A 25048-nucleotide genomic window follows, 5' to 3' on the forward strand; every position below is an offset into this window, starting at 1 on the left:
CCCGGACAGGCCCCGAAAAAGAAGTGTCGGTGCCGCGGGATAGCCTGTTTCCATGGCAACAAAGACTGCACGGCCCAAGACCGCCAACTTCCGCTGCTCCGAATGCGGCTGGACAACGGCCAAATGGGTGGGACGCTGCGGTGAATGCCAGGCCTGGGGCACGGTGGAGGAATCCGGGGAAGTCATTGCCCGCACCACTGCCGCTGCGGTCGTGGCCCGTCCGGCGCTGAGGATCGGCGAGGTGGATGCCACCACCGCCGCCTACCAGGCCACCGGAGTCGGTGAACTGGACCGCGTCCTGGGCGGCGGCCTCGTCCCCGGAGCGGTGATCCTGCTCGCGGGGGAACCCGGCGTCGGCAAGTCCACCCTGCTCCTCGACGTCGCCGCGCGGGTGGCCGGAGCCGGCCGCGACGTCCTCTATGTCACCGGTGAGGAATCCACGGCTCAGGTGAAACTGCGGGCCGAGCGCATCGGTGCGGTCTCCGAGAACCTGTATCTCAGCGCGGAAACAGACCTGGGGCAGGCCCTGGGGCAGGTGGAACAGGTCTCCCCCGGCCTGCTGATTGTCGACTCGGTGCAGACGCTGAGCAGCCCGGCCGTGGACGGCAGCGCCGGCGGGGTCAGTCAGGTGCGGGAAGTGGCGGCGTCCCTGATCAATGCAGCCAAGACCCGGAACATGACCACCCTGCTGGTTGGGCATGTCACCAAGGACGGCTCCATTGCCGGCCCCCGGCTGCTCGAACACCTGGTGGACGTGGTCTGCCAGTTCGACGGCGACCGGCATTCCCGGCTGCGGCTGCTCCGGGCGGTCAAGAACCGCTACGGACCCACGGACGAGGTGGGCTGCTTCGACCTGACCGAAGACGGGATTGAGGGGCTAGCCGATCCCAGCGGGTTGTTCGTTTCCCGGACCAAGGATCCCGTCTCGGGCACCTGCATCACCGTCACCCTCGAAGGCAAGCGCCCCTTGGTGGCCGAGGTGCAGTCGCTGGTCGCGGAGACGGGCAACGCGCAGGCCCGGCGTGCCACCAGCGGCGTTGACGCCTCCCGGGTGGCCATGCTGCTCGCCGTGCTGCAGCAGCGCGCCTCCATGAGCCTGGCCAAGGATGACAGCTATGTCTCCACGGTGGGCGGGGTGAAGCTGGGGGAGCCGGCCACGGACCTGGCCGTGGCGCTGGCCGTGGCGTCGGCGAAGATGAACAAGCCGCTGCCCGCCCAGCTGATTGCCTTCGGGGAGGTGGGACTGGCCGGGGAAGTACGTCCGGTGCCCGGCATCGCCCGGCGCATAAACGAGGCTGAACGGCTGGGCTTTACCCACGCCGTGGTACCGGCCTCCCCCAACGGAACGGGAAATATCCCCGCTGGTTTCAAGGTCCGGGAAGTCTCCACCCTCGCCGAGGCCCTGGAGCTGCTCTTCTAGGACTGCTTCCGCACGCGGGCGCCGGAGGCAGGGGACGTGCCGTGGTTCACCGGCGGGAAAGTGTACCGGGAATCTCCCACTAGTATAGGGACGGGCAAGCCTTAGCCCAGATCATCCAGGCCTACTGGCCGGAAGGAAGTGACCATGGCCCGCAGCCCCGAAGATGCCCTGAAAGCCACCCTGGCGCGGGTCGCACCCGGGACCGAACTCCGTGACGGGCTCGAGCGCATCCTGCGCGGCCGCACCGGCGCCCTGATTGTCCTCGGCTTTGACCGGGCAGTGGATGCCATCTGTTCCGGCGGGTTCGACATCGGCATTGACTTCTCCCCGACCCGGCTGCGGGAACTGGCAAAGATGGACGGCGCCATCGTCTGCGACCGCGACGCCAGCAACATCCTGCGGGCAGCGGTGCAGCTGGTTCCCGACCACACTATTGAAACGCACGAATCGGGCACCCGGCACCGGACCGCCGAACGGGTGGCCATCCAGACGGGTTTCCCGGTCATCTCGGTCAGCCAGTCCATGCGGATCATCCAGCTCTACGTAGGCGGGCTCCGCCACGTCCTCGAAGGTTCCGAGCCGGTGCTGGCGCGTGCCAACCAGGCGCTGGCAACCCTCGAACGGTACCGGTCCCGGCTGGACCAGGTCACGAATTCCCTCTCCGCACTGGAAATCGAAGCGATGGTGACGGTCCGCGACGTGGCGGTCACGCTGCAGCGCCAGGAAATGGTCCGCCGGATCTCCGAGGAAATTTCGCAGTACGTCCTCGAACTTGGTGTGGACGGCCGCCTGCTTTCGCTCCAGCTGGAGGAACTCACCACCGGGCTCGGGCCGGGCAGCGAAATGATCCTGCGTGATTACGCCGACCTGAATGACGGAAAGCGGAAGATCGAAGAGCAGATCGCCACGCTGCAGAACATGAGTTCATCCGAGATGGTGGACCTGGGCAAGATCGCCTCGGTGGTCGGTTTCCAGCCCGGCCAGGACTCGCTGGAAGCTGTGGTCCAGCCGCGCGGCTACCGGCTGCTGAGCAACATCAAGTCCGTTCCGCCGGCTGTCTCCAACCGGCTGGTGGATTACTTCGGCGGCCTGCAGAACCTCATGGCAGCGAATATCGACGACCTGATGACGGTGGACGGCATCGGCGAACAACGTGCCCGCACCGTGCGTGAAGGCCTGTCCCGTATCGCTGAAACCAGCCTCCTCGACCGGTTTATGTAGGCTACTCCAGCTGGAAGACGGCCGTTTCGCTGGTCGTTTCACCAAGCCTGGCAGTGAACGCGTAGGTGCCGGGGTTGGGGTTTGACGCCACCGCCGCGCAGCCCGGCGCCGACCGGTTGCGTTCCCACGTGAAGTTTGCCGTCTCCGACGCGCCGGGCTCCACCTTCTTGAGGAAGTCCTCGCCGCCGTCCTGGCAATCCAGTGAGGAGAAGATGCGGTCCGAGCCGCTGGTGACCGAGAATTCCATCTGGGACGTGCCGACGTTGATTTCGCAGGCCGATTCTCCCGTGTTGGTGACGGTGAGGGTCAGGACCGGAGCCGCTCCGGCCGCATAGACCGGCGCATCGGTGACTGCTGCCACCGACACCGATTCGTTCGGGCAGGCGGACGCCGGCTTGGCGGTTTCCTCCGGTTTAGGGGTTTCGGAAGCCTTCGGCTCGGGGGCTGCGGGGGTGGCCGGCGGCGCGCTGAGGGTAGGGGCCGGAACGGTGGCAGGGCCGGCCTGCTTCTCCGGGGTCAAAGCACCCACCACACCTGCAACGGCGAAACCCAGTCCCACGAGGAGCAGCACGGCAAGGACACCGGCAACCAGCCGGCGCCGGCGGTAAACGCCGGGGCTCGGACGCCGGGGGCCGGAACGCTCTTCGGCCAGCTGCTGTGTTCCCATCCCATCCATGGTTCAAGGCTAGGGATTGGCACCCCGATTACGGGGCGCACCACGCCGGTTAGTAGAGTATTGCTGGTCATAGGCAAGGGAGCGCAGCATGGAACCGCAGGCGGAAGAACTGCACCGCCGCATCACGCAGTGGTTCGCCGGGAACGCCCGCGAGCTGCCTTGGCGGGACGCGGAACGCACCCCCTGGGGCGTGCTGGTCAGTGAAATCATGCTCCAGCAGACACCGGTGGTGCGCGTCCTTCCCGTGTGGGAACAGTGGCTGCAGCGGTGGCCGACGCCGGCCGGGCTCGCCTCGGAGCCCAGCGGGGAAGCGGTCCGGGCCTGGGGAAGACTCGGGTATCCGCGCCGTGCGCTGCGGCTGCACGCGGCTGCGAAGGCCATAGTGGAGGAATTCGGCGGGGAAGTCCCGTCCACCTACCCGGAACTGCTGCGCCTGCCTGGCGTGGGTGACTACACCGCTGCCGCCGTGGCTGCGTTTGCCTTCGGTCGGCGTGAAACCGTGGTGGACACGAATATCCGCCGGGTGCAGGCCAGGGCCGTGACCGGCCACGCCCTGCCCTCGCCTTCGCTGACCGCTGCGGAGATGCGGCTGGCCGCGTCCCTGCTGCCTGCGGAGAGCGAAGATTCCGTGGCCTGGAATGCTTCGGTCATGGAACTTGGCGCCCTGGTGTGCACGGCCCGCAGCCCCCGCTGTGCAGAGTGTCCGGTCCTGGACCGCTGCGCCTGGGTTGCAGCGGGCAGACCGGAGCCGCACTACACCGCCAAGGGACAGGCGTGGGCCGGGACGGACCGGCAGGTCCGCGGGGCTCTGATGGCGGTGCTGCGTTCCGCGGACGGCCCGGTCCGCCGGGAACTGCTCCTGCACCCGCCCGTGGACCTGGAACCGCCACGGGCGGCGGTGGAACTGGATCCCCTCGGTGCGCTTCACCGGCTGCAGGCACCGCAGGAACAAATGGAACGCGCGCTGGCCGGGCTGCTGGCCGACCGGCTCGCGGCGGAAGATGCCCGTGGAGTATCACTTCCGCTTTGACCGGCCGCTTTGACCGGAAACTTTGACGGGAGGGGCCTAGATTTCCCCGAAGCCGTTCCGCACCTGTGTACCGAGCAGCTCCATTGCCCGCGGCGCATCGGGGCCGGTGGCGGTGGCATTGAGTGTCTCCCCCGGACCCAGCCCCAGGGTCATAAGCATCATGACGGATTTTCCGTCCACACCGTTGATGGTGATCTCGGCATCCAGGTCCGCCAGCAGCTGCGCCACCACAGCGGCCGGACGCGCGTGCAGGCCCATCGGGTTGATCAGTGTCCATGAACCGCTGGCCGTTTCGCCGCCGTCGGCTGGTCCGGCCGGCCCGCCGTCCGCCTCCTGCCCGGTGGTGCCGGGGGCCCCAGGAGCCGGCGCGTAGGACGCACCGGCGGACTCCGCAGCCGCTACGACGTCGGCCACATCCCTGCCGGTCTGTGCAGCGACCGCTGCCGCCACAGTTCCTTCCACTAACGGCGCATCCGCCATCCGGACCCGCTGCTGCTGCTCCGGTTCGAGGAACTCCAGCGCCGATTCCGCCGTCATCACGGCGGATCCAAGGTCGGTCAGCAGGACGGCACCGTCACCGGAGTCCGCCGCGGCAATACCGGCCATGATCTTTTCCAGGCTGGTGCCGATGCCGTCGTCGTCGGTCCCGCCGGCGGCAGCAATGTGCACATCGGCGGCCATTTGTTCCGCCAGCTCGCCGACCCCCTCCGCCAGTTTCCGGCTGTGCGAGACAACCACCAGGCCTACGCTCACGCCGCTGCCTCCGCTGCTGAAACCGCCGCGTCCAGGATCAGTGCCGTGGACGCGGCTCCGGGATCCAGGTGCCCGGCGCTGCGCTCCCCCAGATAGCTGGCCCGGCCCTTGCGGGCGATGAGCGGTTCCGTGCCTGCCAGGCCGGCCTCGGCGGCGTTTGCTGCGGCCGTCAGGATCTCCACCGGACCCGAACCGGCTGCCTGTGCCGTGACCGCTGCATCAACGGCAGGCGTCCAGGCATCGATCATGGTCTTGTCACCGGGTTCGGCCTTGCCGCGGGCCGCAATTCCATCCCGTGCGGATGTCAGGACCGCCACCAGCTCGGCCGGACCGAGCACCGCAGCGCTGCCCGCTCCCGTGGATGCCCGCAGGAACGCCGTCCCGTACAGCGGCCCGGCGGCGCCGCCCACCTTGGACATGAGGGTCATGGCGACGGTCTTGAAGACCTCGCCGGGAGTTTGGGGCACGCCATCGGCGTCGAGTTTCTCCACAACGGCGCTAAAGCCGCGTTCCATGTTTTCCCCATGGTCGGCGTCGCCGATTTCCCGGTCCAGGGTGGTCAGCCGCTGCCGGTTTTCACTCAGGGCGGCGGCGCTTTGCCGCATCCACCGGTCCGCCCAGGCTGCATCCAGTTCCATGCCTATACCCCCCACCGCAGGGCCGGGGTGAGCACCGGCGAGTCCCACAGGTCCGTAAGTTCATCGTCCAGCCTCAGGACCGTAACCGATGCCCCCTCCATCTCCAGTGCGGTGATGTAATTGCCCACCAGGGAACGTTCCACCCGGGCACCGCGGTCTTCAAGGATCTGGGCCGCCCGGCGGTAGACAATGTACAACTCACTCAACGGAGTGCCGCCCATCCCGTTAACGAAAAGCAGCACCCGGTCGCCGGAAGCCACACCCAGATCGCTGAGCACCGGATCCATAAGCTGGTCCGTAATCGAATCGGCGTTGGTCATGGGCACCCGGTGCCTGCCGGGTTCGCCGTGGATACCCACACCCATTTCGATTTCGTCGTCGGCAAGGGTGAAACTCGGCTCCCCCGCGTGCGGAACCGTGCACGGCGCCAGGGCCACACCCATGGACCGGACGTTGGCGTTCACCCGTTCGGCGATCTCCGCAACCTTGGCCAGGTCGTCCCCGCGGTCCGCGGAGCCGCCGGCGATCCGCTCCAGCAGCACGGTACCGGCAACCCCGCGCCGGCCGGCCGTGTAGAGCGAGTCCTCCACCGCGACGTCGTCGTTCACCACTACCGTGCGGATGTCGATGCCTTCGACGCCGGCCAGTTCAGCGGCGGTCTCAAAATTCAGGACGTCGCCGGTGTAGTTCTTGACCACCAGGAGGACCCCGGAGCCCGAGTCGCTTTTCACGATGGCGGGAAGGATCTGGTCCGGCGTGGGCGAGGTGAAGACGGGACCGGGAACGGCGGCGGTGAGCATGCCGCGTCCGACATAGCCGCTGTGCAGCGGCTCATGCCCACTGCCGCCGCCCGAAACCAGCCCGACCTTCCCCTCGACGGGGACGTCCCGCCGCAGGACGTAATCCGGATCCAGATGGATCTGGACCAGGTCGTGGTGGGCCAGCCCGAATCCTTCGAGCGACTCGGCCACCACCGAGCGCGGGTTGTTGATGAGTTTCTTCATGGCGCGGGCTCCTTAGCGAACGGCCTCCGGAGCCTCCCGTCGCACGTTGTGGCTCCCTCTCACCATCCGACCCTACGCGTGCCGGGGGAAGTGCAACAGGGTGCCCGGCACGTCGCCGCACGGCAACCGCCAGGCAGGGAAAACGGGCATAAAAAAAGCGGGAGGGGCGAACCCCTCCCGCTTCCGGTAAAACCCTACTTGCCCTTGAAAGCGTCCTTGACGTTCTCGCCGGCATCCTTCAGGCTCGACTTGGCCTGGTCGCCGTGGCCTTCGGCCTCCATGCGCTCGTTGCCGGTGGCCTTGCCAACGCCTTCCTTGACCTTGCCGCCCAGGTTTTCGGCCTTGTTCTGCATCTTGTCATCTGCGCCCATTACTGAACCCGCTTTCTGATCGTGGCCCGTCCTTGCCGCGAAACAGCCGCTGTTTCCAACTGCTGCCGTTCCCAACCGCCGTGATTTACAGCTGCTGGGATACCGCGCTCCGGCCGGGACCGTTGATGATGCTAAGTACCCTGAGCTTAGCCAGCGCTGCAGGCAAAAGGCCAGCAGGGACCTGCCGGTTCCTCTGTCTGCGAACACCCCCTCAGTGCCGCGCCGGGCTAGAAAGTCCGGATCATCCGCGTGTTTCCGAGCGTGTTCGGCTTCACCCGGGCGAGGTCCAGGAACTCGGCCACGCCCTCATCGGAGGAGCGCAGCAGCTCGGAATAGACCTCGGGATCCACCGCTGACTGGTTGGCCATAACCACAAAACCGTGCCGCTGGAAGAACTCCACCTCGAACGTCAGGCAGAACACCCTCTTGACGCCGATGTCCACGGCGTCGGCGAGCAGCTGTTCCAGCAACCGGTGGCCTATTCCGCAGCCGCGCCGGGCGGGATCGGCGGCCAAGGTGCGCACCTCGGCGAGGTCTTCCCACATCACGTGCAGGGCGCCGCAGCCGACAACCCGTCCATCCCCGTCCTCCGCAACGCGGAATTCCTGCAGCGCCTCGTAGTAGGCAACCGCTTCCTTGGCCACCAGGACCCGTTCATCGGCCAGGGGCGCCACCAGGGCGCGGATGGCGGGAACATCGGAAGTCCGGGCGCGCCGGATGGTGATGGTGGGTACGGAAGTCACCGGCCCAGTCTAGGACCGCCGGTGCGGCGGCGCCCAAACTGCACCTGTAACCGGCTGCGGTAATGCTTCTTAATGGCAAAGGACCCGGCGGGCTGTGTGCCCGCCGGATCCTTTAGCTGTGCTGGTTGTGCTGTGCGCTGGTCCTGCTGTGCGGTGGTTAGTCCCGCACGCCGGCTTCGATGGCCGAGGCGGCTTCCTCAATGGCCTTCGGAACACCGCTGCCCACGAACGTGAACTTCGCGTCGTCGCCTTCTCCGTCGACGTCCACCGAGATGACTTCTCCCGGCTTCAGTTCGCCGAAGAGGATCTTCTCGGAAAGCTGGTCCTCGATTTCGCGCTGGATGGTCCGGCGCAGCGGCCGGGCACCCATGGCGGGATCGTAGCCGCGGGTTGCCAGCAGCACCTTGGCAGCCGGGGTGAGCTCGATGGTCATGCCCTTCTCGGCCAGGCGCTGGCTCAGCCGGTTCAGGAAGAGGTCCACAATCTGGACAATCTCGTCCTGGGTCAGCTGCGGGAAGACCACGGTGTCATCAACACGGTTGAGGAACTCGGGGCGGAAGTGCTGCTTCAGTTCTTCCGTAACCCGTGCCCGCATCCGGTCGTAACCGGTCTTGGTGTCCGTGCCGGACTGGAAACCGGTCATAACGCCCTTGGAGATGTCCCGGGTACCCAGGTTGGTCGTCATGATGATGATGGTGTTCTTGAAGTCCACCATCCGGCCCTGGGCGTCGGTCAGGCGGCCGTCCTCGAGGATCTGCAGCAGCGAGTTGAAGAGGTCCGAGTGGGCCTTCTCCACTTCGTCGAACAGGACCACGGAGAACGGACGGCGGCGTACCTTTTCGGTCAGCTGCCCGCCTTCTTCGTAACCCACGTATCCGGGAGGAGCACCGAACAGCCGTGAAACAGTGTGCTTCTCGGCGTACTCGGACATGTCCAGCGTGATGAGGGCATCCTCGTCACCGAACAGGAACTCCGCAAGGGCCTTGGCCAGTTCCGTCTTACCGACACCGGTGGGTCCGGCGAAGATGAAGGAACCGCCGGGACGCTTGGGATCCTTCAGTCCGGCCCGCGTACGGCGCATGGCCTGCGAGATGGACTTGATGGCCTGGTCCTGGCCGATGACGCGCTTGTGCAGTTCGTCTTCCATCCGCAGCAGGCGGGTGGACTCTTCCTCGTTCAGCTTGACCACGGGGATGCCGGTGGAGTTGGCAAGCACCTCGGCGATGAGTTCCTCATCCACCTCGGCAATGTCATCCAGGCCGCCGGACTTCCACTGGCGTTCCTTCTCCGCGCGCTGGTCCTGGAGCTTCTGCTCCTTGTCGCGCAGGGAAGCGGCACCTTCGAAGTCCTGGGAGTCAATTGCGGACTCCTTCTCCATCTTCAGGGCCGAGATCCGCTCGTCGATTTCCTTCAGCTCGGGCGGAGCAGTCATCCGGCGGATGCGCAGGCGGGCACCGGCTTCGTCGATCAGGTCGATGGCCTTGTCCGGCAGGAACCGGTCACTGATGTACCGCTCGGCCAGCGTTGCGGCAGAGGCGAGGGCAGCGTCGGTGATGGATACCCGGTGGTGCGCTTCGTAGCGGTCCCGAAGGCCCTTGAGGATCTCGATGGCATGCGCCACCGAAGGCTCGGCCACCTGGATCGGCTGGAAGCGGCGTTCCAGAGCGGCATCCTTCTCAATGTGCTTGCGGTACTCATCCAGCGTGGTGGCACCAATGGTCTGCAGCTCGCCCCGGGCCAGCATCGGCTTCAGGATCGACGCGGCATCGATGGCACCTTCGGCGGCACCCGCACCAACCAGGGTGTGGATCTCGTCAATGAACAGGATGATGTCGCCGCGGGTGCGGATTTCCTTGAGGACCTTCTTCAGGCGTTCCTCAAAGTCACCGCGGTAGCGGGATCCGGCAACCAGCGAACCGAGGTCAAGGGTGTAAAGCTGCTTATCCTTGAGCGTCTCGGGCACGTCACCGCGCACAATTGCCTGGGCCAGGCCCTCGACGACGGCGGTCTTGCCGACGCCGGGTTCGCCGATCAGGACGGGGTTGTTCTTGGTCCGGCGTGAAAGCACCTGCATCACGCGTTCCATTTCGTGCTCGCGCCCAATGACGGGGTCGAGCTTGGATTCGCGCGCGGCCTGTGTGAGGTTGCGGCCGAACTGGTCCAGCACCACCGATCCGGCGGGCTGGCCTTCCTGCTGCTGGCCACCGGTGGAGACAGGCTCCTTGCCCTGGTAGCCGGAAAGCAGCTGGATGACCTGCTGGCGGACCCGGTTCAGGTCGGCACCAAGCTTGACCAGCACCTGAGCGGCAACGCCTTCACCTTCACGGATCAGGCCGAGCAGGATGTGTTCGGTGCCGATGTAGTTGTGGCCGAGCTGCAGGGCTTCACGGAGCGAGAGCTCCAGCACCTTCTTGGCCCGCGGGGTGAAGGGGATGTGACCGGTCGGGGCCTGCTGGCCCTGACCGATGATCTCCTGTACCTGCTCACGGACAGCACCAAGCGAGATGCCCAGGGATTCAAGGGCCTTGGCAGCGACACCTTCACCCTCATGAATGAGCCCAAGCAGAATATGCTCGGTGCCGATGTAGTTGTGGTTGAGCATGCGGGCCTCTTCTTGGGCAAGCACGACAACGCGACGGGCACGGTCGGTAAATCTTTCAAACATGAGGCACACTCCTAGCTAACGCGTAATTCGATGCTACGTGCCCCAGGGGTGCAATAGGAGCTTGTTCGCCATGGGCGTGAGACCCGGGCGGAAGACCCGGGCGCGAGGCCTAGCCCTGGGCGGCGCGGTAGGCGTCGATGATCTCGCTGTTGACGCGGCCGCGCTCGGAAACCGTGTAGCCGTTCTTGCGGGCCCATTCACGGATCTGTGCTGCTTCGTTGCTGCGCGCCGAGCCGGCGCTGCGCGGGCGGCCGGTGCGGCCCCCAACCTTGCGGCCGGCATCAACATAGGGCTTCAGCGCATCGCGCAGAGTTTTCGCATTGTCCTTTGACAGATCAATCTCGTACTGTGACCCGTCCAAGGCAAACCGTACGGTCTCATCCGCACTTCCGCCGTCGACGTCGTCCACGAGAATGATTTTTACCTTTTGTGCCATGACAGGCTCCTAAGCAGCTAAAAATGGGAAGACTAATTATGAGACCACTTAGAGTATGACGCAATTAGTTAAGCCCCGTCAAAGCACTTGGCTATTTATTGTCTACTTCACCCGGTTTCTTCAAAGTTTCATGGGCTACACTCTGGTCAGCTTCCCGTTCAGCCTCCGCAAGCGCCTTCCGTTCGGAACGATCCGAGTTAAGCAGGGCCCTCATGACGAAATAAAAGAGAGCTGCAACACAAACTGAGGGCAGAAGAACTTCGACATATTCCATGGTTAACCCATTTCCGGCTTTAGGAGGGGGAACAGAATTGTTTCCCTGATTCCTGTATTCGTGAAAAGCATCACAAGGCGCTCAATTCCCAGCCCAATACCGCCCATGGGGGGAGCCCCGTACTCGAGTGCCCGGAGGAAGTCCTCATCCAGGGCCATGGCCTCATCATCGCCGCCTGCCGCCAGGCGTGACTGCTCGGTGAGGCGTTCACGCTGGATCACCGGGTCGATAAGTTCGGAGAACGCCGTGCCGCGTTCCATGCCGCCGATGATCAGGTCCCACGCCTCGATGAGGCGGGGATCATTGCGGTTCGGCCGGGCCAGCGGCTGCGCCGAGGGCGGGTAGTCGTACACGAACGTCGGCTGCAGCAGGTTCGGTTCCACGATTTCGCCGAACAGTTCAATAACCAGCTTTTCCGCATCCCATTTGGGGTCCACCGAGACATCGTGCGCCGCGGCGATTTCCCGCAGCACTGAGGCGTCGGTCTCCGGTGTGATTTCCGTGCCGACGGCCTCGGAAAGCCCGGGGTACACGCTCAGCCACCGCCATTCGCCGTCGAGGTCGATGGTTCCGGCAGGCGTTTCGATCTGCCGGCTGCCCATGAGGTCGGCGCAGTGCAGGATGATCTCCTTCATCCGCTCCGCCATCACGAACTGGTCCGCGTAGGCCTCGTAGCATTCGAGCGTGGTGAATTCCGGGGAGTGCGTGGAGTCCACGCCCTCGTTGCGGAAAATGCGCCCGATCTCGAACACCCGCTCAATTCCACCCACCACGGCCCGCTTGAGGTAAAGCTCGGTGGCGATGCGCAGGGTCATCTTCTGGTCGAAGGCGTTCAGGTGGGTCTCGAACGGACGGGCCGCGGCTCCGCCGTGGACCAGCTGAAGCATGGGTGTTTCCACCTCGACGTAGCCGTGGTTGTGCAGGGTGTCGCGGACACCCCGGACAATCGCCGCCCGCTTGTAGACCATGTCGCGCGCTTCCTCGCGCACCATCAGGTCAACGTAGCGCTGGCGGACACGGGTTTCCTCGCTCAGCCCGGCATGCAGCACCGGCAGCGGCCGCAGGGCCTTGGACGCCATGGACCACGACTGCGCCATCACGGAGAGCTCGCCGCGGCGCGAGGAAATGACCTCGCCGCGGATGAAGACAATGTCACCCAGATCCACCAGGGACTTCCAGTCCCCAAGGGATTCCTCGCCGACGACGGCGAGGCTGAGCATGGCCTGCAGCCGGGTTCCGTCACCCTCCTGCAGGGTGGCGAAGCAGAGCTTGCCGGTGTTGCGGATGAACACCACGCGGCCGGTGACGCCCACGGTCTCGCCGCTGGCTTCGTCGGCCTGCAGGTGGCCGAACTTTTCGCGTACTTCCTTCAGCGAGGCGGTGCGTTCCACCCCCACCGGGTAGGCCTCATCCCCGCGGTCAATCAGCCGCGCACGCTTCTCGGCACGGATGCGCATCTGTTCGGAGGTGTCTGCGGCTTCGGGAACGGGGTTAGATGTGGTCACGGTAGTTAAGTTTACAGAGCAAAGCGCCGCTCCCCGTTCCTGCGCTCCGTACCTCCCTGCCGGGTACGGTTCGGAGCCTCCTGCTAGGGCAGGAGTGCGTTGTCGATCAGGCGGACCGGACCCACCCGCGCGGCCAGCAGGGCCAGCGCGGTCCCGGTCAGCGGTTCATCGGCAGCCGCTCGGACCGGTTCGAGGGTCTGCGGGTCCACGACCGCGAAGTAGTCCAGCTCCACCCCGGGCTGCTGCGCGACCAGTTCGACGGCGGACGCCAGGTCCAGCGGCCCGCCCGCAGCCGCGCGTTCCTTCAGCAGGGTCAGCGCCCTGGACAGCACGAGTGCAGCCTGCCGCTGGCCGTCGTCGAGGAAGCGGTTCCGGCTCGATTCGGCGAGACCATCCGCGGCACGGACGATCGGCACGCCGGTGACCTCCACGGCGAAGTTGAGGTCCGCGGCCATGCGGCGGATGAGGGCCAGCTGCTGGGCATCCTTTTGTCCGAAGTAGGCCCGGAAGCGTGCCGGTACCGGGGGTGCGGCGAGGTGGAAGAGCTTGGCTACGACGGTGAGCACCCCGTCGAAGTGTCCCGGGCGGGAAGCTCCCTCCCAGCGGGTGCCCATGGTGCCCGCGCTCAGCCGCACCAGCGGCGCGCCGCCGGGGTACATCTCAGCCTCGGAGGGGGCGAAGACCAGGTCCACACCCGCCCGGCCCAGGAGTTCCAGGTCCGCGTCGAGGGTGCGGGGGTAACGCTGCAGGTCGGCGGGGTCGTCGAACTGGAGGGGGTTGACGAACACCGAGGCGGTGACGACGTCGTTCTCCGCCCGCGCCGCACCCATCAGGGAGGCGTGGCCCTCGTGCAGGGCGCCCATGGTGGGAACCAGCGCGAGCGAGGGAAGGCGGGAAGGGTTGGCGGCAGCCGCTTGCTGAAGCAGCTCCGCCGTGGCGGAACGCAGTTCGGCGGCTGTGGTGACGAGGCGGGGGGTGTTCAACACTGTCCTTTGGTATGTGTTTTGCGGTTGTCAGGGTGTTTTAGGGTGTTTCGGGGTCCAGCCGGAGTGCGGCCAGAATCGCTTCACCCTGCTGGGCGGTGAGCAGGCCCCGGTCCACGGCCCGGGCGGCCGTGGCGGCGGAGAGAGCCGAGTAGGCGGCGCGGAGGTCTTCCGAGCCGGCCTCGGCAAGTGCCTGGGTGTGCGCGGAAACGGTTCCGACGTCCCCGCGGGCCACCGGACCGGTGAGTGCGCCTTCGCCGGAGGCCAGGGCGTTTTCCAGCGATGCACGCATCAGCGGACCCAGGAGCCGGTCCGGGTGTTCGACGCCGAGCCCCGCAAGCAGCTGCGTGGACTGGGCGGCGAGGGTGACCAGGTGGTTCGACGCATGGGCCAGCGCCGCGTGGTACAGCACCCGGTCCGCTTCATCGATGACCACCGGCTCGGCACCCATCTCCACCACGAGCGCCTGGGCAATCGGCAGCACGGCTGCCGGGGCGCTGATCCCGAAGGAGCAGTCCGCCAGGCGGGTCAGGTCCAGGCTCATCCCGGTGAAGGTCATGGCCGGGTGCAGGGCCAGGGGGATGGCACCTGCGGCGCGGGCCGGGGCCAGGATCTCGGTACCGAACCGTCCGGATGTATGCGCCACCAGCTGGCCCGCCTGCCAGGCACCGGTCTTGGCCAGGCCGGAGACCAGCGGGCCCAGGGCGTCGTCCGGCACGGCGAGCAGGACCAGTTCGGACCGCTCCACGATGTCCGGTATTTCCAGGATCGGAACGCCGGGAAGGAGGTTTTCGGCGCGTTCGCGGCTGGCGTCGGACACCGCGGACACCCCGACGACGGCGTGCTCGGCGGCACGCAGGGCCGCCCCCAGGACGGCACCGACCCGGCCCGCGCCGATCACGCCGATACCCAGGCGGCCGCGGCGCCGGCGTTCTTCGACACTGGCGGAATCAGCGGTGTTCATGGGGAGGCTCCTCCTCGGAGACGGGGGCAGGGGTAACTAGGGACGGTGGGAGGGGATGAGAAACGGGTGGCGGGAGGGACGGTGGGAGGGACGGTGGGAGGGGTGGAGAAACGGGTGGCGGGAGGGATGGTGGGAGGGGCGCCACCGGGGCGGCCTTGGCCAGGGAAGGGCCGCTCCCGCGCAGCCACTGTTCCGGAAGATCCCGGCGGCGGGCGGTGCGGGCGCGCAGCGACTGTTCGTCGAGGAGCCGCCGGGCGGTGTCCGCATCGATTTCCACTACCCGGGGAGAAACCGGTCCGGGCGTGGAGTGCAGGATCAGGTTCGCCAGGCGCATCGGACGCTGTACCGGGCCCTGTTGGAGGGCGAGGGACTGGGTCCTGCTGTGCGGAACCACCTCCAGGGACCGCCACAGGTAGCCGTGCCGGGCCAGGACTGCGGTCTCCGTCACCAGGTAGCCGTTCCGGCGCCAGGAGAGCGGGGAGCGCCAGCGGGCACGGCGGGGCGAGACAGTGAAGCCCCCTGCCGTCCCTGTTCCGTCCATACCGGCGGCAAAAACCCCCACGGGGTCCCCGGTTCCGGGGTCCGGAAGGACCAGGGCCAGCATCCGGAGGACCTCCTCGGCCGTGCCTGCGGGCAGCAGCCGGGTCCGGGCGGTGGATTCGCTGCTGCTGCCGACCCCGTAACCGGCAACATTTACGGAAATCGAGTACCACCCGGGGATCCGCCAAAGCGGTGACTGCCGGATCGCGAGAGCCTGGATCCTGCCCGGCGGGACGGTGGAGGTGCGGGTGTCCAGCAGGCCGGAGCGGATCCGGATGCCTTCGCGTGACACGGACGCCCGGAAGTTGAAGCCGGAACTGAACAACCCCCAATAGGCGCTGCCGAAGCCGAAAATAATGGGCACCATGGCGGCGATGGATGCCGCTTCACCCGTGACCGCGGTCAGGACGATGACGCCCGCAACGGCCATTAGCAGGAGGACGGTGGTTCCGGACAGCAGGGCAGCGGCAAGTACCCGTCCCGGCGACAGTGCCAGCACCTGCTGCTCCGCGGGAACGGTAAGGCTGCCGGCGGTGTCTTTTCCGCCGGCGCCACCGCCGCCGTCGGGCTGGGAGTTCCTGGCGCCGGAAGCATCCGCCATGATCCGCGTCCGCAGCGCCTGGGCGTCCGGGAGCCGCAGGAAGGCCAGGCGCACCGCTGACTCGCCGGCGTCGGCCACTTCAAAGCGCAGTTCCGCCAGCCCGAAAATGCGGGCGAGCAGGGGCTGGACAATGTCGATGGCCTGCACGCGGTCCAGCCGTGCCTGCCGCTGGCGGCGTACCACCACTCCGGAATGCACCCGGATGGAATCGGCGGTGAGCTGGTAGCGGGTGAACCACCAGGATAGGAAGAAGGCGCCGGCAATAACCACCAGGGCAATCCCCAGGGCCAGCAGCGTCCAGCCAAGCGCAGGGCCCTCGGGCAGGCGCACACCGCCGTCGGAGAACCCGGATTCCACCTGGTCGCGGCCGACAAAGTAGGCCAGGGCGGCCAGGGCTATCCAGCCGCGGACCAGGGGCGAGACCGGGTGGACCCGTTTCCACTCCGGCTCCGGCTGCTGTGCCGGATCCGCTGCGGTGGGATGCCGGTCCCCCTCCGGACCGGGAGCGGCGCCGGCAGTCACAGCCCGGCCAGCTGCGCTTCGCCGCGTGCGGAGAGATGCTCCCGCAGGCGGGCACCCTCATCCGCGGGCAGCCCGGCAATGCCGGCATTGGTGCCGGGGGCGGCGGTATGGAGTTTCAGGGTGCACAGGCCGAAGGCCCGTTCCAGGGGGCCGACCGCCACGTCGATGTACTGCATCCGGCCGTAGGGAACCACCAGGGTGCGCTGGAAGAAGAGGCCGCGGCGGAGCAGCAGGTCCTCGTTGCGTTCGGCGAAACCAATGGAGCGGACCTGCCGCGGAAGCAGGAGCCCGCGCCACAACAGGAGCACTGCGAAGAAGACCGGCAGGCCCCAGGCCAGCCACGCCGGATATCCGGGCCAGATGCCGGTGAGGCGGAGCACCAGGGGCAATCCGGTGACCAGCAGTGTGATGACGGTTTCGATCCCCCAGCTCAGCAGCCGCAGGCGGAGGTACTTCGGTGATACGCGCTGCCACTGCACTGCAGCCGGATCGATTGCTTCGCTAGGCATATTCTCCTCCGTCTCCCGAGCCGGGAACGGGTCCGGTGCCGTCCTTGTCCTCAGGTGGGAGCTTACAGAACCGCTCCACGGTCAGTCCGGTGGCAATCATCAGGATCCCGCCGATGCTGACGGTCAGCGAAGCCCAGGTGGCTGCGTGGCCCGGCCGCAGCGACCACAGGGGCAGCTGTGCCAGGAAAACCGCTGCATGCCAGCCCAGCAGCAGGGCACCGGCATAAGCGAGGGCCTGCGCCAGCACCACTGTCCGGGCGGCGGCTATGGGGTCCAGTTCGCGGTCGCGCCGGCCGTTGCGCCAGCGGCGCACCCGGAGCCCGAGAACCAGGGTCGCGCCTGTCACCAGGATGATGGCCACCAGCGCCACGGAGCTCAGCACTGGTGCCGGGGAGCCGTCCAGGATCGAGTAAGCGGACCAGCCGACCAGGCCGGCGGCGAGGCAGATGACGGCCAGCCAGCGGTAGCGGATGGTGCTCACGAACTCATTCTCCTTCGAAGATTTCGAGTCCGGGAAGGTCCTCGGCGCGGGCAGCCAGCTCGGCTACGGGCACCGAGTCCAGCCGGGCGTCCGGTTCCATCCAGGCCCAGGGCTGCAGGACGAAGGCCCGCTGCGCGGCACGGGGGTGCGGAATGGTGAGGTCCTCGTCATCCAGGTGCAGGTCGCCGTAGGTGATGATGTCGACGTCGAGCGTGCGCGGACCCCAGCGGACGATGCGTTCGCGGTGGTGTTGGGCCTCGACTGCCTGGCAGTGGGCCAGCAGGGCGTGCGGTTCCAGCTCGGTTTCCACCGCAACCACGAGGTTGAGGTAGTCCGGCTGCTCAGGACCGCCCACCGGCCGGGTGCGGACCACGGGGGAAACCGCGCTCAGCTGCACCTGCGGGTGGTTCGCAAGGTCTGCCACGGCGGTGGAGAGGGTATCCCGGCTTTCACCCAGGTTGCTGCCGAGCGCCAGGACGGCGTGCACGGTACTCATGCCCGCTCCCGGTGGATGGTGACGGCAACATCCCCGAATTCCACGGTGATCGGTGCCTTCGGCTTATGCACCGTGACCTCCACTGCGGTCAGTACCGGGAAGCCGGCCAGGACGGCGTCGGCAATCCGGCCCGCGAGGGCCTCGATCAGGTTCAGCGGCTCCCCCGTGATGACCTGTACTACCCGCTCGGCCACCTCGCCGTAGTGCGCCGTCAGTGTCAGGTCATCCGTGGCTGCTGCAGGGCCCAGGTCGGTGAACAGGACCAGGTCCACCACGAAGGGCTGCCCATCCCGCCGCTCCTCGGGGAAAACGCCGTGGAAGCCCGTGGCGGTAATGCCGCTCAGGGTGATCCGGTCCCGCGGGGAGGCCGGGCTGGAAATTCCGGACATCCGCCTATCCCTTCCAGGCCGCGGTGGTCTTGACGGCGTCGAGGCTGGCCGGCACGTTGTGTACACGCACCGCCCATACGCCCGACGACGCCGCCAGCGCGGACACTGCGGCCGTCGCGTTGTCACGCTCCAGGGGCTGCGCCGCCTTTCCGTAGCTGGTGAGCAGCGAGCCCAGGAAACGCTTGCGGGATGCGCCGACGAGCACGCGGTGCCCCAGTGCACCGAGGCGGTCGATGCCGCGCAGCAGTTCCCAGTTGTGGCCTTCGTTCTTGGAGAAGCCCAGCCCCGGATCCACGATGATCTGCTCGGGGGCAACGCCGGCGGCGTAGAACCGCTCACGGATCTTCGCCAGCTCTCCGGCAACCTCGTCGACAACGTCTCCATAGTCGGCGTTGGGGTCGTCGCTGCGGACATCGCCGCGGCTGTGCATCAGGATGTAAAAGACACCCGTGCGGGCAACCAGCCCGGGCATGTCCGGATCGGTTTCGGTCCCGGACACATCGTTAATGATGGCGGCGCCTGCCGCGATGGCCTTCTCCGCGGTGGCCGCATTCATCGTGTCGATGCTGACCAGCGCGCCGGCCTTCACCAGGGCTTCGACCACGGGCAGCACCCGTTCCTGCTCCTCCTCCGGGGACACCCGCACCGAGTCCGGCCGGGTGGACTCACCGCCGACGTCGATAATGTCGGCGCCTTCGTAATGCAGCTTCAGTCCCTCGCGGATGGCGGCATCGGTGTCGGCGAAGCGGCCGCCGTCGCTGAAGGAATCGGGCGTGACATTGAGGATTCCCATAACCAGCGTGCGGTCCGTGGGAAGGTCGGAGAACGTGCGGGCCCGGCGTGCGGGCCGCAGTACGGGCAGCGGCGAGGTTGCCGGTCCGGTGCCGGGTGCGGCAGCGAGTGAATCCATGGTGGTCCTATCGTCCGAGTATCAGGCTCATTGCTTCTGCGCGCGTCGCGGTCTCGCGCAGCTGTCCGCGCACCGCGGAGGTTACGGTCCTGGCACCCGGCTTCCGGACCCCGCGCATCGACATGCACAGGTGCTCGCATTCGATAACCACTATGGCACCGCGGGGAGACAGATTGGTCATCAGGGCGTCCACGATCTGGGTGGTCAGCCGTTCCTGCACCTGGGGCCGGCGGGCGTAGACCTCCACCAGCCGGGCCAGCTTGGACAGACCGGTCACCTTGCCCTCGTGGGAGGGAATGTAGCCGATATGCGCGCTGCCGTGGAACGGGACCAGATGGTGTTCGCAGGTGGAGTAGAAGGCGATGTCCTTGACCAGGACCAATTCCTCGTGGTCGAGGTCGAAGGTGGTAGCCAGCAGGTCGGAGGGGCTCTGGTGCAGCCCCGCGAAGATTTCCGTGTAGGACTTCGCCACCCGGCTGGGGGTTTCCTTCAATCCGTCCCGGTCCGGGTCCTCCCCGATAGCGAGGAGGATCTCCCGGACGGCCCGTTCAATCCGGGGCTGGTCCACCGGGGAATCTGCCGCCGCTTCGGCGGTCAGTAGCTCATCATCGAAATCCGTCACTGGTCGATCCTATCGCGCGGAACTTCCTTCCCCGGCGGGAGCGGGCGGCCTACGAAGGCCGCCCGTCCGCCTACGCGTCCGGTGCCGTGTTGCCGCTGCCGGAGTTTCCACTCCGGCCGGAGTGGCTGCCCTGGCCGCTGCTCTGCGGCATTCCGTTGCCGGCAACGTCGAAGTCCTGCGGCAGGTCGGCGTCGGCAATCTGGTCCTGCGGAGCAACGGAGGCCGGATCCGGGGCGCCGATTTCCTTAGCCTCGCGCCGTTCCTTCGCGGAGACCACCGGCGGCATGCTGTGCACGGGCCGGGTGGGCTTGGACAGCCAGACTTCACGGACGTCGCGCTTGCGCACGTCGGAGAACACCTCGGCAATCTCCGCCTGGTTCAGCGTCTCGCGTTCCAGCAGCTCAAGGGCGAGCCGGTCGAGGACATCGCGGTTTTCGGTGAGGATCTGGTACGCCTCGTCATGCGCGTTGTCCAGCAGGCGCCGGACCTCCTCGTCCACCACGTAGGCCACCTGGTCGGAGTAGTTCCGTTCCTGGCTCATGTCCCGGCCCAGGAACGGCTCTCCGCCGCCGGAACCAAGCTTGACCGAACCGATCCGCTCACTCATGCCGTACTGCGTGACCATCTTGCGGGCCGTGGAGGTGGCCTTCTCAATGTCGTTCGAGGCACCCGTGGAGGGATCGTGGAAGACAATCTCCTCGGCGACCCGGCCGCCCATGGCGTAGGCCAGCTGGTCCAGCAGCTCGTTGCGGGTGATGGAGTACTTGTCATCCTGCGGAAGGACCATGGTGTAACCCAGGGCGCGTCCGCGCGGCAGGATGGTCACCTTGGTCACCGGATCGGTGTTGCGCAGCGCCGCGGCCACCAGGGCGTGGCCACCCTCGTGGTACGCGGTGATTTTCCGCTCGAGTTCCTTCATCACGCGGCTGCGCTTCTGCGGGCCGGCGATCACGCGGTCGATGGCTTCGTCCAAGGCGCGGTCGTCAATCAGATCCGCGTTGGAACGCGCGGTGAGCAGCGCTGCTTCGTTGAGCACGTTCGCCAGGTCCGCACCGGTGAAGCCCGGAGTCTTGCGGGCCACGGTTTCGAGGTCTACGCCCGGTGCCATCGGCTTGCCCTTGGCATGGACTTCCAGGATCCGCAGGCGGCCCTGCATGTCAGGGGCTTCGACGCCGATCTGCCGGTCGAAGCGGCCCGGACGCAGCAGTGCCGGGTCCAGGACGTCGGGACGGTTGGTGGCGGCAATCAGGATGACGTTGCTGTTTCCGTCAAACCCGTCCATTTCCACCAGCAGCTGGTTCAGCGTCTGCTCGCGTTCGTCGTTGCCGCCGCCCACGCCGGCTCCGCGGTGCCGGCCGACGGCGTCGATCTCGTCCACGAAAATGATGGCCGGTGAGTTGGCCTTGGCCTGTTCGAACAGGTCGCGGACACGGGAAGCACCCACGCCAACAAACATTTCGACAAAGTCGGAACCGGAAATCGAGTAGTACGGCACGCCCGCCTCGCCGGCGACGGCGCGGGCGAGCAGGGTCTTACCGGTTCCGGGAGGACCGTAGAGCAGCACGCCCTTGGGGATCTTGGCGCCCACGGCCTGGAATTTGGCGGGATCCTGCAGGAATTCCTTGATCTCGTGGAGTTCCTCAACGGCTTCGTCAGCACCGGCGACATCATCGAAGGTTACCTGCGGCATGTCCTTGTTGGTCAGCTTGGCCTTGGACTTGCCGAACTTCATGACCTGCGAGCCGCCACCCTGCATGCGGGACATCAGGAACCAGAAGATCAGGCCGATGATGATGAACGGCAGGAACAATCCCAGGAAACTGGTGAACCAATTGGTCTGCACCGGCTGGTCGGTGAAGTTCGCTCCGGAATCATTGACCGCGTCGACAATTTCCTCGCCACGGGCAGTGCCGAAGTAGAACTGCACATCGGCGCTGTCCTTGTCTTTGGCTGCTTCGTCAGTCAATGTCAGGTCAACGCGCTGGTCGCCGTCGTAAATCTTTGCCTGCGACACATCCTTGTTTTGCAGGAGTTCCAGGCCTTCCTTGGTATCCACCTGCTTGGCACCCGTGCCGGAAAGACTCGGCAGGATGATCAAAAGAGCAGCCAATGCCAGCGCGATCCAAATGGCCGGGCCCTTGAAGAAGTTCTTGGATTTCATTCGTCGTCAGGGCTAAAGCCCCGTCCCTCCTGATCAACAACGCTGGTATGCGCGGAATTTACCTACTAGCTATACACCGTCCCCCAGAAGAACACGGTCCGGAGCGGGGTTTAGTTCCCTCAGGGCGTAGCGTCCCGTCAGAGCCAGTCCCGGTGGAGAGGGAGGGGAGGAACGGGGCCGGAGCCGCCGGTGCTATTCGTAGACGTGCGGCGCCAGGGTGCCGATGAAGTCCAGGTTGCGGTACCGCTCGGCAAAGTCGAGGCCGAAGCCGACGACGAATTCGTTGGGGATTTCATAACCGACGTACTTGACGTCGATTTCGACCTTGGCAGCGTCCGGCTTGCGCAGCAGGGTGCAGATTTCCACGCTGGCCGGTCCACGGGATTCCAGGTTGGTGCGCAGCCAGGAGAGGGTCAGGCCGGAGTCGATGATGTCTTCGACAATCAGCACGTGCTTGCCGAGCAGGTCGGTTTCCAGGTCCTTGAGGATGCGGACCACACCGGAGGACTGCGTGCCGGAGCCGTAGGAGGACACCGCCATCCAGTCCATGGTCACGTGGCTGTGGAGGGCGCGGGACAGATCCGCCATCACCATCACGGCACCCTTGAGCACGCCGACGAGCAGGACGTCGCGGCCGGCGTAGTCGCGGTCAATTTCGGCCGCCAGTTCTGTGATCCGGGTTTGGATCTGTTCCTTGGTGTAGAGAACGTGCTTGAGATCTGACTGGACGTCGTGTGAATCCACGAATGACTCCCGGGTGCGCAGTGTTGCAGCTTGGATGTTAGGTGCTGCTCTTTTTCCTAAACACAAGATTGCCATAGCTTGAGGCACCGTGGTGAACCGATTTGGCCCGGGGCTGGCGGTACACACTGACTTTCCCCACCAGCTGGACCGGTCCGGCCGAACCTGTCCGCCGCAGCAGGGCCTGGACGGCGGCAAGGCGTTCGTAGCTCGGCTGTGCACCACCGAGTTCGACCGCGGCCAGGGCCAGGACCCGCTGGCGGACGGCCGGGGCAAGGGCACGCAGCTGCGCTTCGGGCAGCAGGAGCTCTTCGGAACCAGTGGTGTCTCCCTGCGGGGCGGCGGCACGCAGCTCCGCAAATGCCTGCGCCGCCACGGCGTCCAGGTAGTCGGCATCGGCGGAGAGGATACGTGAGGAACGGAACAGCGCCTCGGCTATGCCCGGACCCAGTTTGTCCTCCAGGAACGGCAGCACCTCGGTCCGCACCCGGGACCGGGCGTAGGCCGGGTCGCGGTTGCTGGGATCGTGCCACGGATCCAGTCCGGCGTCTTCGCAGATCTCCAGAGTCTGTTCCCGGCGCAGGGACAGGAATGGCCGCAGGTACTTTCCCCGAACGGCGGGCATTCCGGCCAGCGAACGGGTGCCCGAGCCGCGCATCAGGCCCAGCAGCACCTGCTCGGCCTGGTCATCGAGGGTATGCCCCAGCAGGACGGCGTCGGCCCCGAGTTCCGCCACGGCGGTGTCCAGCGCCGCATAGCGGACCGTCCGGGCGGCGGCTTCGGGTCCCATGCCGGAGGCAGGCACCTCCACCTGCCGGACGAGCACCGGCTCCAGTCCCATCCGTTCCAGTTTGTCCCGCGCCTGCACCGCCACCTCGGCGCTGCCGGGCTGCAGCCCGTGGTCCACGACGACGGCGCCCACGCGGTAGTCCCCGCGCCGGGAGAAGAACGATGCTGCGGCGGCCAGGGCCAGGGAATCGGGGCCGCCGCTGCAGGCAACCAGGATCAGCGGCGGCTGCTCTCCGCCCGGAGCCAGGCCGGCGTCGCGCAGGGTGTCACGGATGCTGTTGCGGGCGTCCCCGAGCGTTGGCAGGAGCCGCTTGCGCACCCGCGGTGCTGGACGGACGGATCCGCCGGTGTTTCCGGGGCTTCCGTGGGGTGTGCTGTCTGCGGCAGTGGAGGTGTTGCGGTCTTCGTCGAGCACGTTCGGTTACAGTCCCATCCTGGCAATCCAAAGGTCCGCGGAGTGGATCTCCGCTTCGGTCGGGAGGTTTTCGGGGCGCTCCCACACGCGGTTGAAGCCTTCCATGCCTACCGAGTCAGTGACGGCGCGGACAAAGCGGGCGCCGTCGCTGTACTGGCGCATTTTGGCGTCCAGGCCCATGATCTGGCGGAAGAAGCGGTCGATCCAGGTGCGCTTGGCCCCGCGGTTGTTGAACCGCTGCCGGATGGTCTTGACACTGGGCACGATGCTCGCGTCCACGGCATCCATCACCACGTTTGCGTGGCCTTCCAGGAGGGACATCACGGCGGTCAGGTGGGAGAGGCGTGCCTTGTCCTCCGGATCCTGGAGCAGGGAGAGCAGATCCACGGATTTCTTCGGCACGCCGTCCGCATCCACGCCGCCCTTGGGGGCTGCCAGCGCCTTCACGGCGGAGCCCAGCCGCTCCGAAATGGTCTGCGCCTTGTCCATCATGCCGTTGGAGAGCTGGCTGATCTGCTCCAGCATGTGCTCCCGCAGCCACGGCGCGGCGGCGAACTGCACCCGGTGCGTCTGCTCGTGCAGGCAGACCCAGAGGCGGAAATCGGCGGGTTCCACGTTCAATTCGCGTTCCAGCGTGACAATGTTCGGCGCCACCAGCAGCAGCCGTCCACCGGGTTTGCCTACGCCGCCCAGGGCGGCAAAGGGATCATACTGGCCCAGGACCTTGCTCGAGAGGAAGGCGAGGATGGTGCCCAGCTGCGCGCCGGTCATGGTTCCGCCCAGCGCCGTGTTGGCGGCGGCCAGCTGCTCCGGGCGGGTCTCGGCCAGGTGCTTTAGGGCCGGACCCATCAAGACTGAGAAGCTCTGCGAGTTTGCGCGGGCCCACGAGGCCCGGTCCACGATCAGGACGTCCGAATCCCGCAGGTCCCGGGCGGCCTCCAGCCCGGTGATGCGGTGGACGTGCGCCACGGATGCCTCGGCGGCGGCCCGCAACTCAGCCACGGCAGTGCGGATCTCGCGGGCGGACATCTTTGGACCCGGCGCCACCATGGCGGCAGCGGTGGATGCGGCCAGGTCCCAGTTCACGAGCGACGGCGCGCCGGAGGGCATGCTGTTCTGGGGTACAGGGGTTCGATGGCCTCGCTCGTTGCTCTCCATTGGTCCATTCGACCACATTGCCCCGCGTGGC

25 protein-coding genes are annotated in these 25048 nt (G+C 66.7%); 3 read left to right on the plus strand and 22 right to left on the minus strand.

Annotation, left to right across the window (positions count from 1 at the left end; translation table 11 throughout):
* The first annotated feature begins 52 nt into the window (after nucleotides 1-52).
* Both radA and disA read left to right on the plus strand, forming a co-directional pair.
* Nucleotides 53-1420 carry a DNA repair protein RadA gene (radA, locus tag QNO03_RS11225; protein WP_289603362.1) on the plus strand — a complete coding sequence of 456 codons (1368 nt, stop codon included), beginning with the start codon at nucleotides 53-55 and terminating at the stop codon, nucleotides 1418-1420.
* Nucleotides 1421-1564: 144 nt separating this feature from the next.
* Entirely contained in the window at nucleotides 1565-2641 is a 1077-nt protein-coding gene (gene disA / locus QNO03_RS11230) for a DNA integrity scanning diadenylate cyclase DisA (protein WP_229945650.1), read from the plus strand.
* A 1-nt stretch (nucleotide 2642) separates the two neighbouring features.
* Here the strand turns inward: disA and QNO03_RS11235 are convergent, their stop codons facing one another.
* Nucleotides 2643-3317: a hypothetical protein gene (locus QNO03_RS11235; protein WP_289603363.1), complete on the minus strand. Its 675-nt coding sequence runs from the start codon at nucleotides 3315-3317 to the stop codon at nucleotides 2643-2645.
* 88 nt (nucleotides 3318-3405) lie between these two features.
* Here QNO03_RS11235 and QNO03_RS11240 point away from each other — a divergent pair, with 88 nt between their 5' ends.
* Nucleotides 3406-4347, plus strand: coding sequence for an iron-sulfur binding domain-containing protein (locus QNO03_RS11240; RefSeq protein ID WP_229945654.1), 942 nt, complete (start codon nucleotides 3406-3408; stop codon nucleotides 4345-4347).
* A gap of 36 nt (nucleotides 4348-4383) precedes the next feature.
* On the opposite strand, the gene dhaM is transcribed toward QNO03_RS11240, so the two are convergent.
* The 21 genes from dhaM to QNO03_RS11350 all read right to left on the minus strand — a co-directional run bounded on the left by dhaM (nucleotide 4384) and on the right by QNO03_RS11350 (nucleotide 25017).
* Nucleotides 4384-5100 carry a dihydroxyacetone kinase phosphoryl donor subunit DhaM gene (gene dhaM / locus QNO03_RS11245; RefSeq protein ID WP_289603364.1) on the minus strand — a complete coding sequence of 239 codons (717 nt, stop codon included), beginning with the start codon at nucleotides 5098-5100 and terminating at the stop codon, nucleotides 4384-4386.
* Entirely contained in the window at nucleotides 5097-5738 is a 642-nt protein-coding gene (gene dhaL / locus QNO03_RS11250) for a dihydroxyacetone kinase subunit DhaL (RefSeq protein ID WP_229945659.1), read from the minus strand. Before dhaL ends, dhaM begins: the two co-directional genes overlap by 4 nt.
* Before the next feature lie 2 nt (nucleotides 5739-5740).
* Nucleotides 5741-6742 (minus strand): dihydroxyacetone kinase subunit DhaK, encoded by a 1002-nt coding sequence (gene dhaK / locus QNO03_RS11255; RefSeq protein WP_289603365.1) that lies wholly within the window; start codon nucleotides 6740-6742, stop codon nucleotides 5741-5743.
* Between the two features lie 194 nt (nucleotides 6743-6936).
* The gene (locus tag QNO03_RS11260; RefSeq protein WP_227920630.1) at nucleotides 6937-7113 is read right to left on the minus strand and encodes a CsbD family protein; all 177 of its coding nucleotides are present in this window, start codon (nucleotides 7111-7113) and stop codon (nucleotides 6937-6939) included.
* Nucleotides 7114-7340: 227 nt separating this feature from the next.
* Nucleotides 7341-7856, minus strand: a complete 516-nt coding sequence (locus QNO03_RS11265; RefSeq protein WP_289603366.1) for an amino-acid N-acetyltransferase — start codon at nucleotides 7854-7856, stop codon at nucleotides 7341-7343.
* Nucleotides 7857-8013: 157 nt separating this feature from the next.
* A complete protein-coding gene (locus QNO03_RS11270) occupies nucleotides 8014-10521 on the minus strand; it encodes an ATP-dependent Clp protease ATP-binding subunit (RefSeq protein ID WP_289603367.1) in 2508 nt (835 codons plus the stop codon).
* Between the two features lie 109 nt (nucleotides 10522-10630).
* Complete coding sequence (locus QNO03_RS11275) at nucleotides 10631-10957, minus strand: histone-like nucleoid-structuring protein Lsr2 (RefSeq protein WP_229945668.1); 327 nt, start codon at nucleotides 10955-10957, stop codon at nucleotides 10631-10633.
* Between the two features lie 276 nt (nucleotides 10958-11233).
* Nucleotides 11234-12688 (minus strand): lysine--tRNA ligase, encoded by a 1455-nt coding sequence (gene lysS / locus QNO03_RS11285; protein ID WP_289603692.1) that lies wholly within the window; start codon nucleotides 12686-12688, stop codon nucleotides 11234-11236.
* Between the two features lie 131 nt (nucleotides 12689-12819).
* Nucleotides 12820-13722, minus strand: coding sequence for a pantoate--beta-alanine ligase (gene panC / locus QNO03_RS11290; RefSeq protein ID WP_229945673.1), 903 nt, complete (start codon nucleotides 13720-13722; stop codon nucleotides 12820-12822).
* 37 nt (nucleotides 13723-13759) lie between these two features.
* Entirely contained in the window at nucleotides 13760-14683 is a 924-nt protein-coding gene (locus QNO03_RS11295) for a Rossmann-like and DUF2520 domain-containing protein (protein ID WP_229945676.1), read from the minus strand.
* Nucleotides 14670-16346 (minus strand): PH domain-containing protein, encoded by a 1677-nt coding sequence (locus QNO03_RS11300; protein ID WP_289603368.1) that lies wholly within the window; start codon nucleotides 16344-16346, stop codon nucleotides 14670-14672. Before QNO03_RS11300 ends, QNO03_RS11295 begins: the two co-directional genes overlap by 14 nt.
* Nucleotides 16343-16855, minus strand: a complete 513-nt coding sequence (locus QNO03_RS11305; RefSeq protein WP_229945683.1) for a PH domain-containing protein — start codon at nucleotides 16853-16855, stop codon at nucleotides 16343-16345. Before QNO03_RS11305 ends, QNO03_RS11300 begins: the two co-directional genes overlap by 4 nt.
* A complete protein-coding gene (locus QNO03_RS11310) occupies nucleotides 16848-17336 on the minus strand; it encodes a DUF3180 domain-containing protein (protein WP_229945684.1) in 489 nt (162 codons plus the stop codon). Before QNO03_RS11310 ends, QNO03_RS11305 begins: the two co-directional genes overlap by 8 nt.
* Nucleotides 17337-17340: 4 nt before the next feature.
* On the minus strand, nucleotides 17341-17832 hold the full coding sequence (gene folK / locus QNO03_RS11315) for a 2-amino-4-hydroxy-6-hydroxymethyldihydropteridine diphosphokinase (protein WP_229945686.1): 492 nt from the start codon (nucleotides 17830-17832) through the stop codon (nucleotides 17341-17343).
* Nucleotides 17829-18221, minus strand: a complete 393-nt coding sequence (gene folB, locus QNO03_RS11320; protein ID WP_289603369.1) for a dihydroneopterin aldolase — start codon at nucleotides 18219-18221, stop codon at nucleotides 17829-17831. Before folB ends, folK begins: the two co-directional genes overlap by 4 nt.
* Nucleotides 18222-18225: 4 nt before the next feature.
* Nucleotides 18226-19131: a dihydropteroate synthase gene (gene folP, locus QNO03_RS11325; RefSeq protein ID WP_289603370.1), complete on the minus strand. Its 906-nt coding sequence runs from the start codon at nucleotides 19129-19131 to the stop codon at nucleotides 18226-18228.
* Nucleotides 19132-19138: 7 nt separating this feature from the next.
* Nucleotides 19139-19753: a GTP cyclohydrolase I FolE gene (gene folE / locus QNO03_RS11330; protein ID WP_229945696.1), complete on the minus strand. Its 615-nt coding sequence runs from the start codon at nucleotides 19751-19753 to the stop codon at nucleotides 19139-19141.
* Between the two features lie 70 nt (nucleotides 19754-19823).
* On the minus strand, nucleotides 19824-21914 hold the full coding sequence (gene ftsH / locus QNO03_RS11335) for an ATP-dependent zinc metalloprotease FtsH (protein WP_289603371.1): 2091 nt from the start codon (nucleotides 21912-21914) through the stop codon (nucleotides 19824-19826).
* A 192-nt stretch (nucleotides 21915-22106) separates the two neighbouring features.
* The gene (hpt, locus tag QNO03_RS11340) at nucleotides 22107-22658 is read right to left on the minus strand and encodes a hypoxanthine phosphoribosyltransferase (protein ID WP_227912540.1); all 552 of its coding nucleotides are present in this window, start codon (nucleotides 22656-22658) and stop codon (nucleotides 22107-22109) included.
* 37 nt (nucleotides 22659-22695) lie between these two features.
* Nucleotides 22696-23859, minus strand: a complete 1164-nt coding sequence (tilS, locus tag QNO03_RS11345) for a tRNA lysidine(34) synthetase TilS (RefSeq protein WP_502874579.1) — start codon at nucleotides 23857-23859, stop codon at nucleotides 22696-22698.
* 6 nt (nucleotides 23860-23865) lie between these two features.
* Nucleotides 23866-25017 carry an Rv3626c family coenzyme F420 biosynthesis-associated protein gene (locus QNO03_RS11350; protein ID WP_289603372.1) on the minus strand — a complete coding sequence of 384 codons (1152 nt, stop codon included), beginning with the start codon at nucleotides 25015-25017 and terminating at the stop codon, nucleotides 23866-23868.
* Nucleotides 25018-25048 lie beyond the last annotated feature (31 nt).

This window comes from Arthrobacter sp. zg-Y877 (assembly GCF_030373105.1).
In the GTDB taxonomy this organism is placed as follows: domain Bacteria; phylum Actinomycetota; class Actinomycetes; order Actinomycetales; family Micrococcaceae; genus Arthrobacter_B.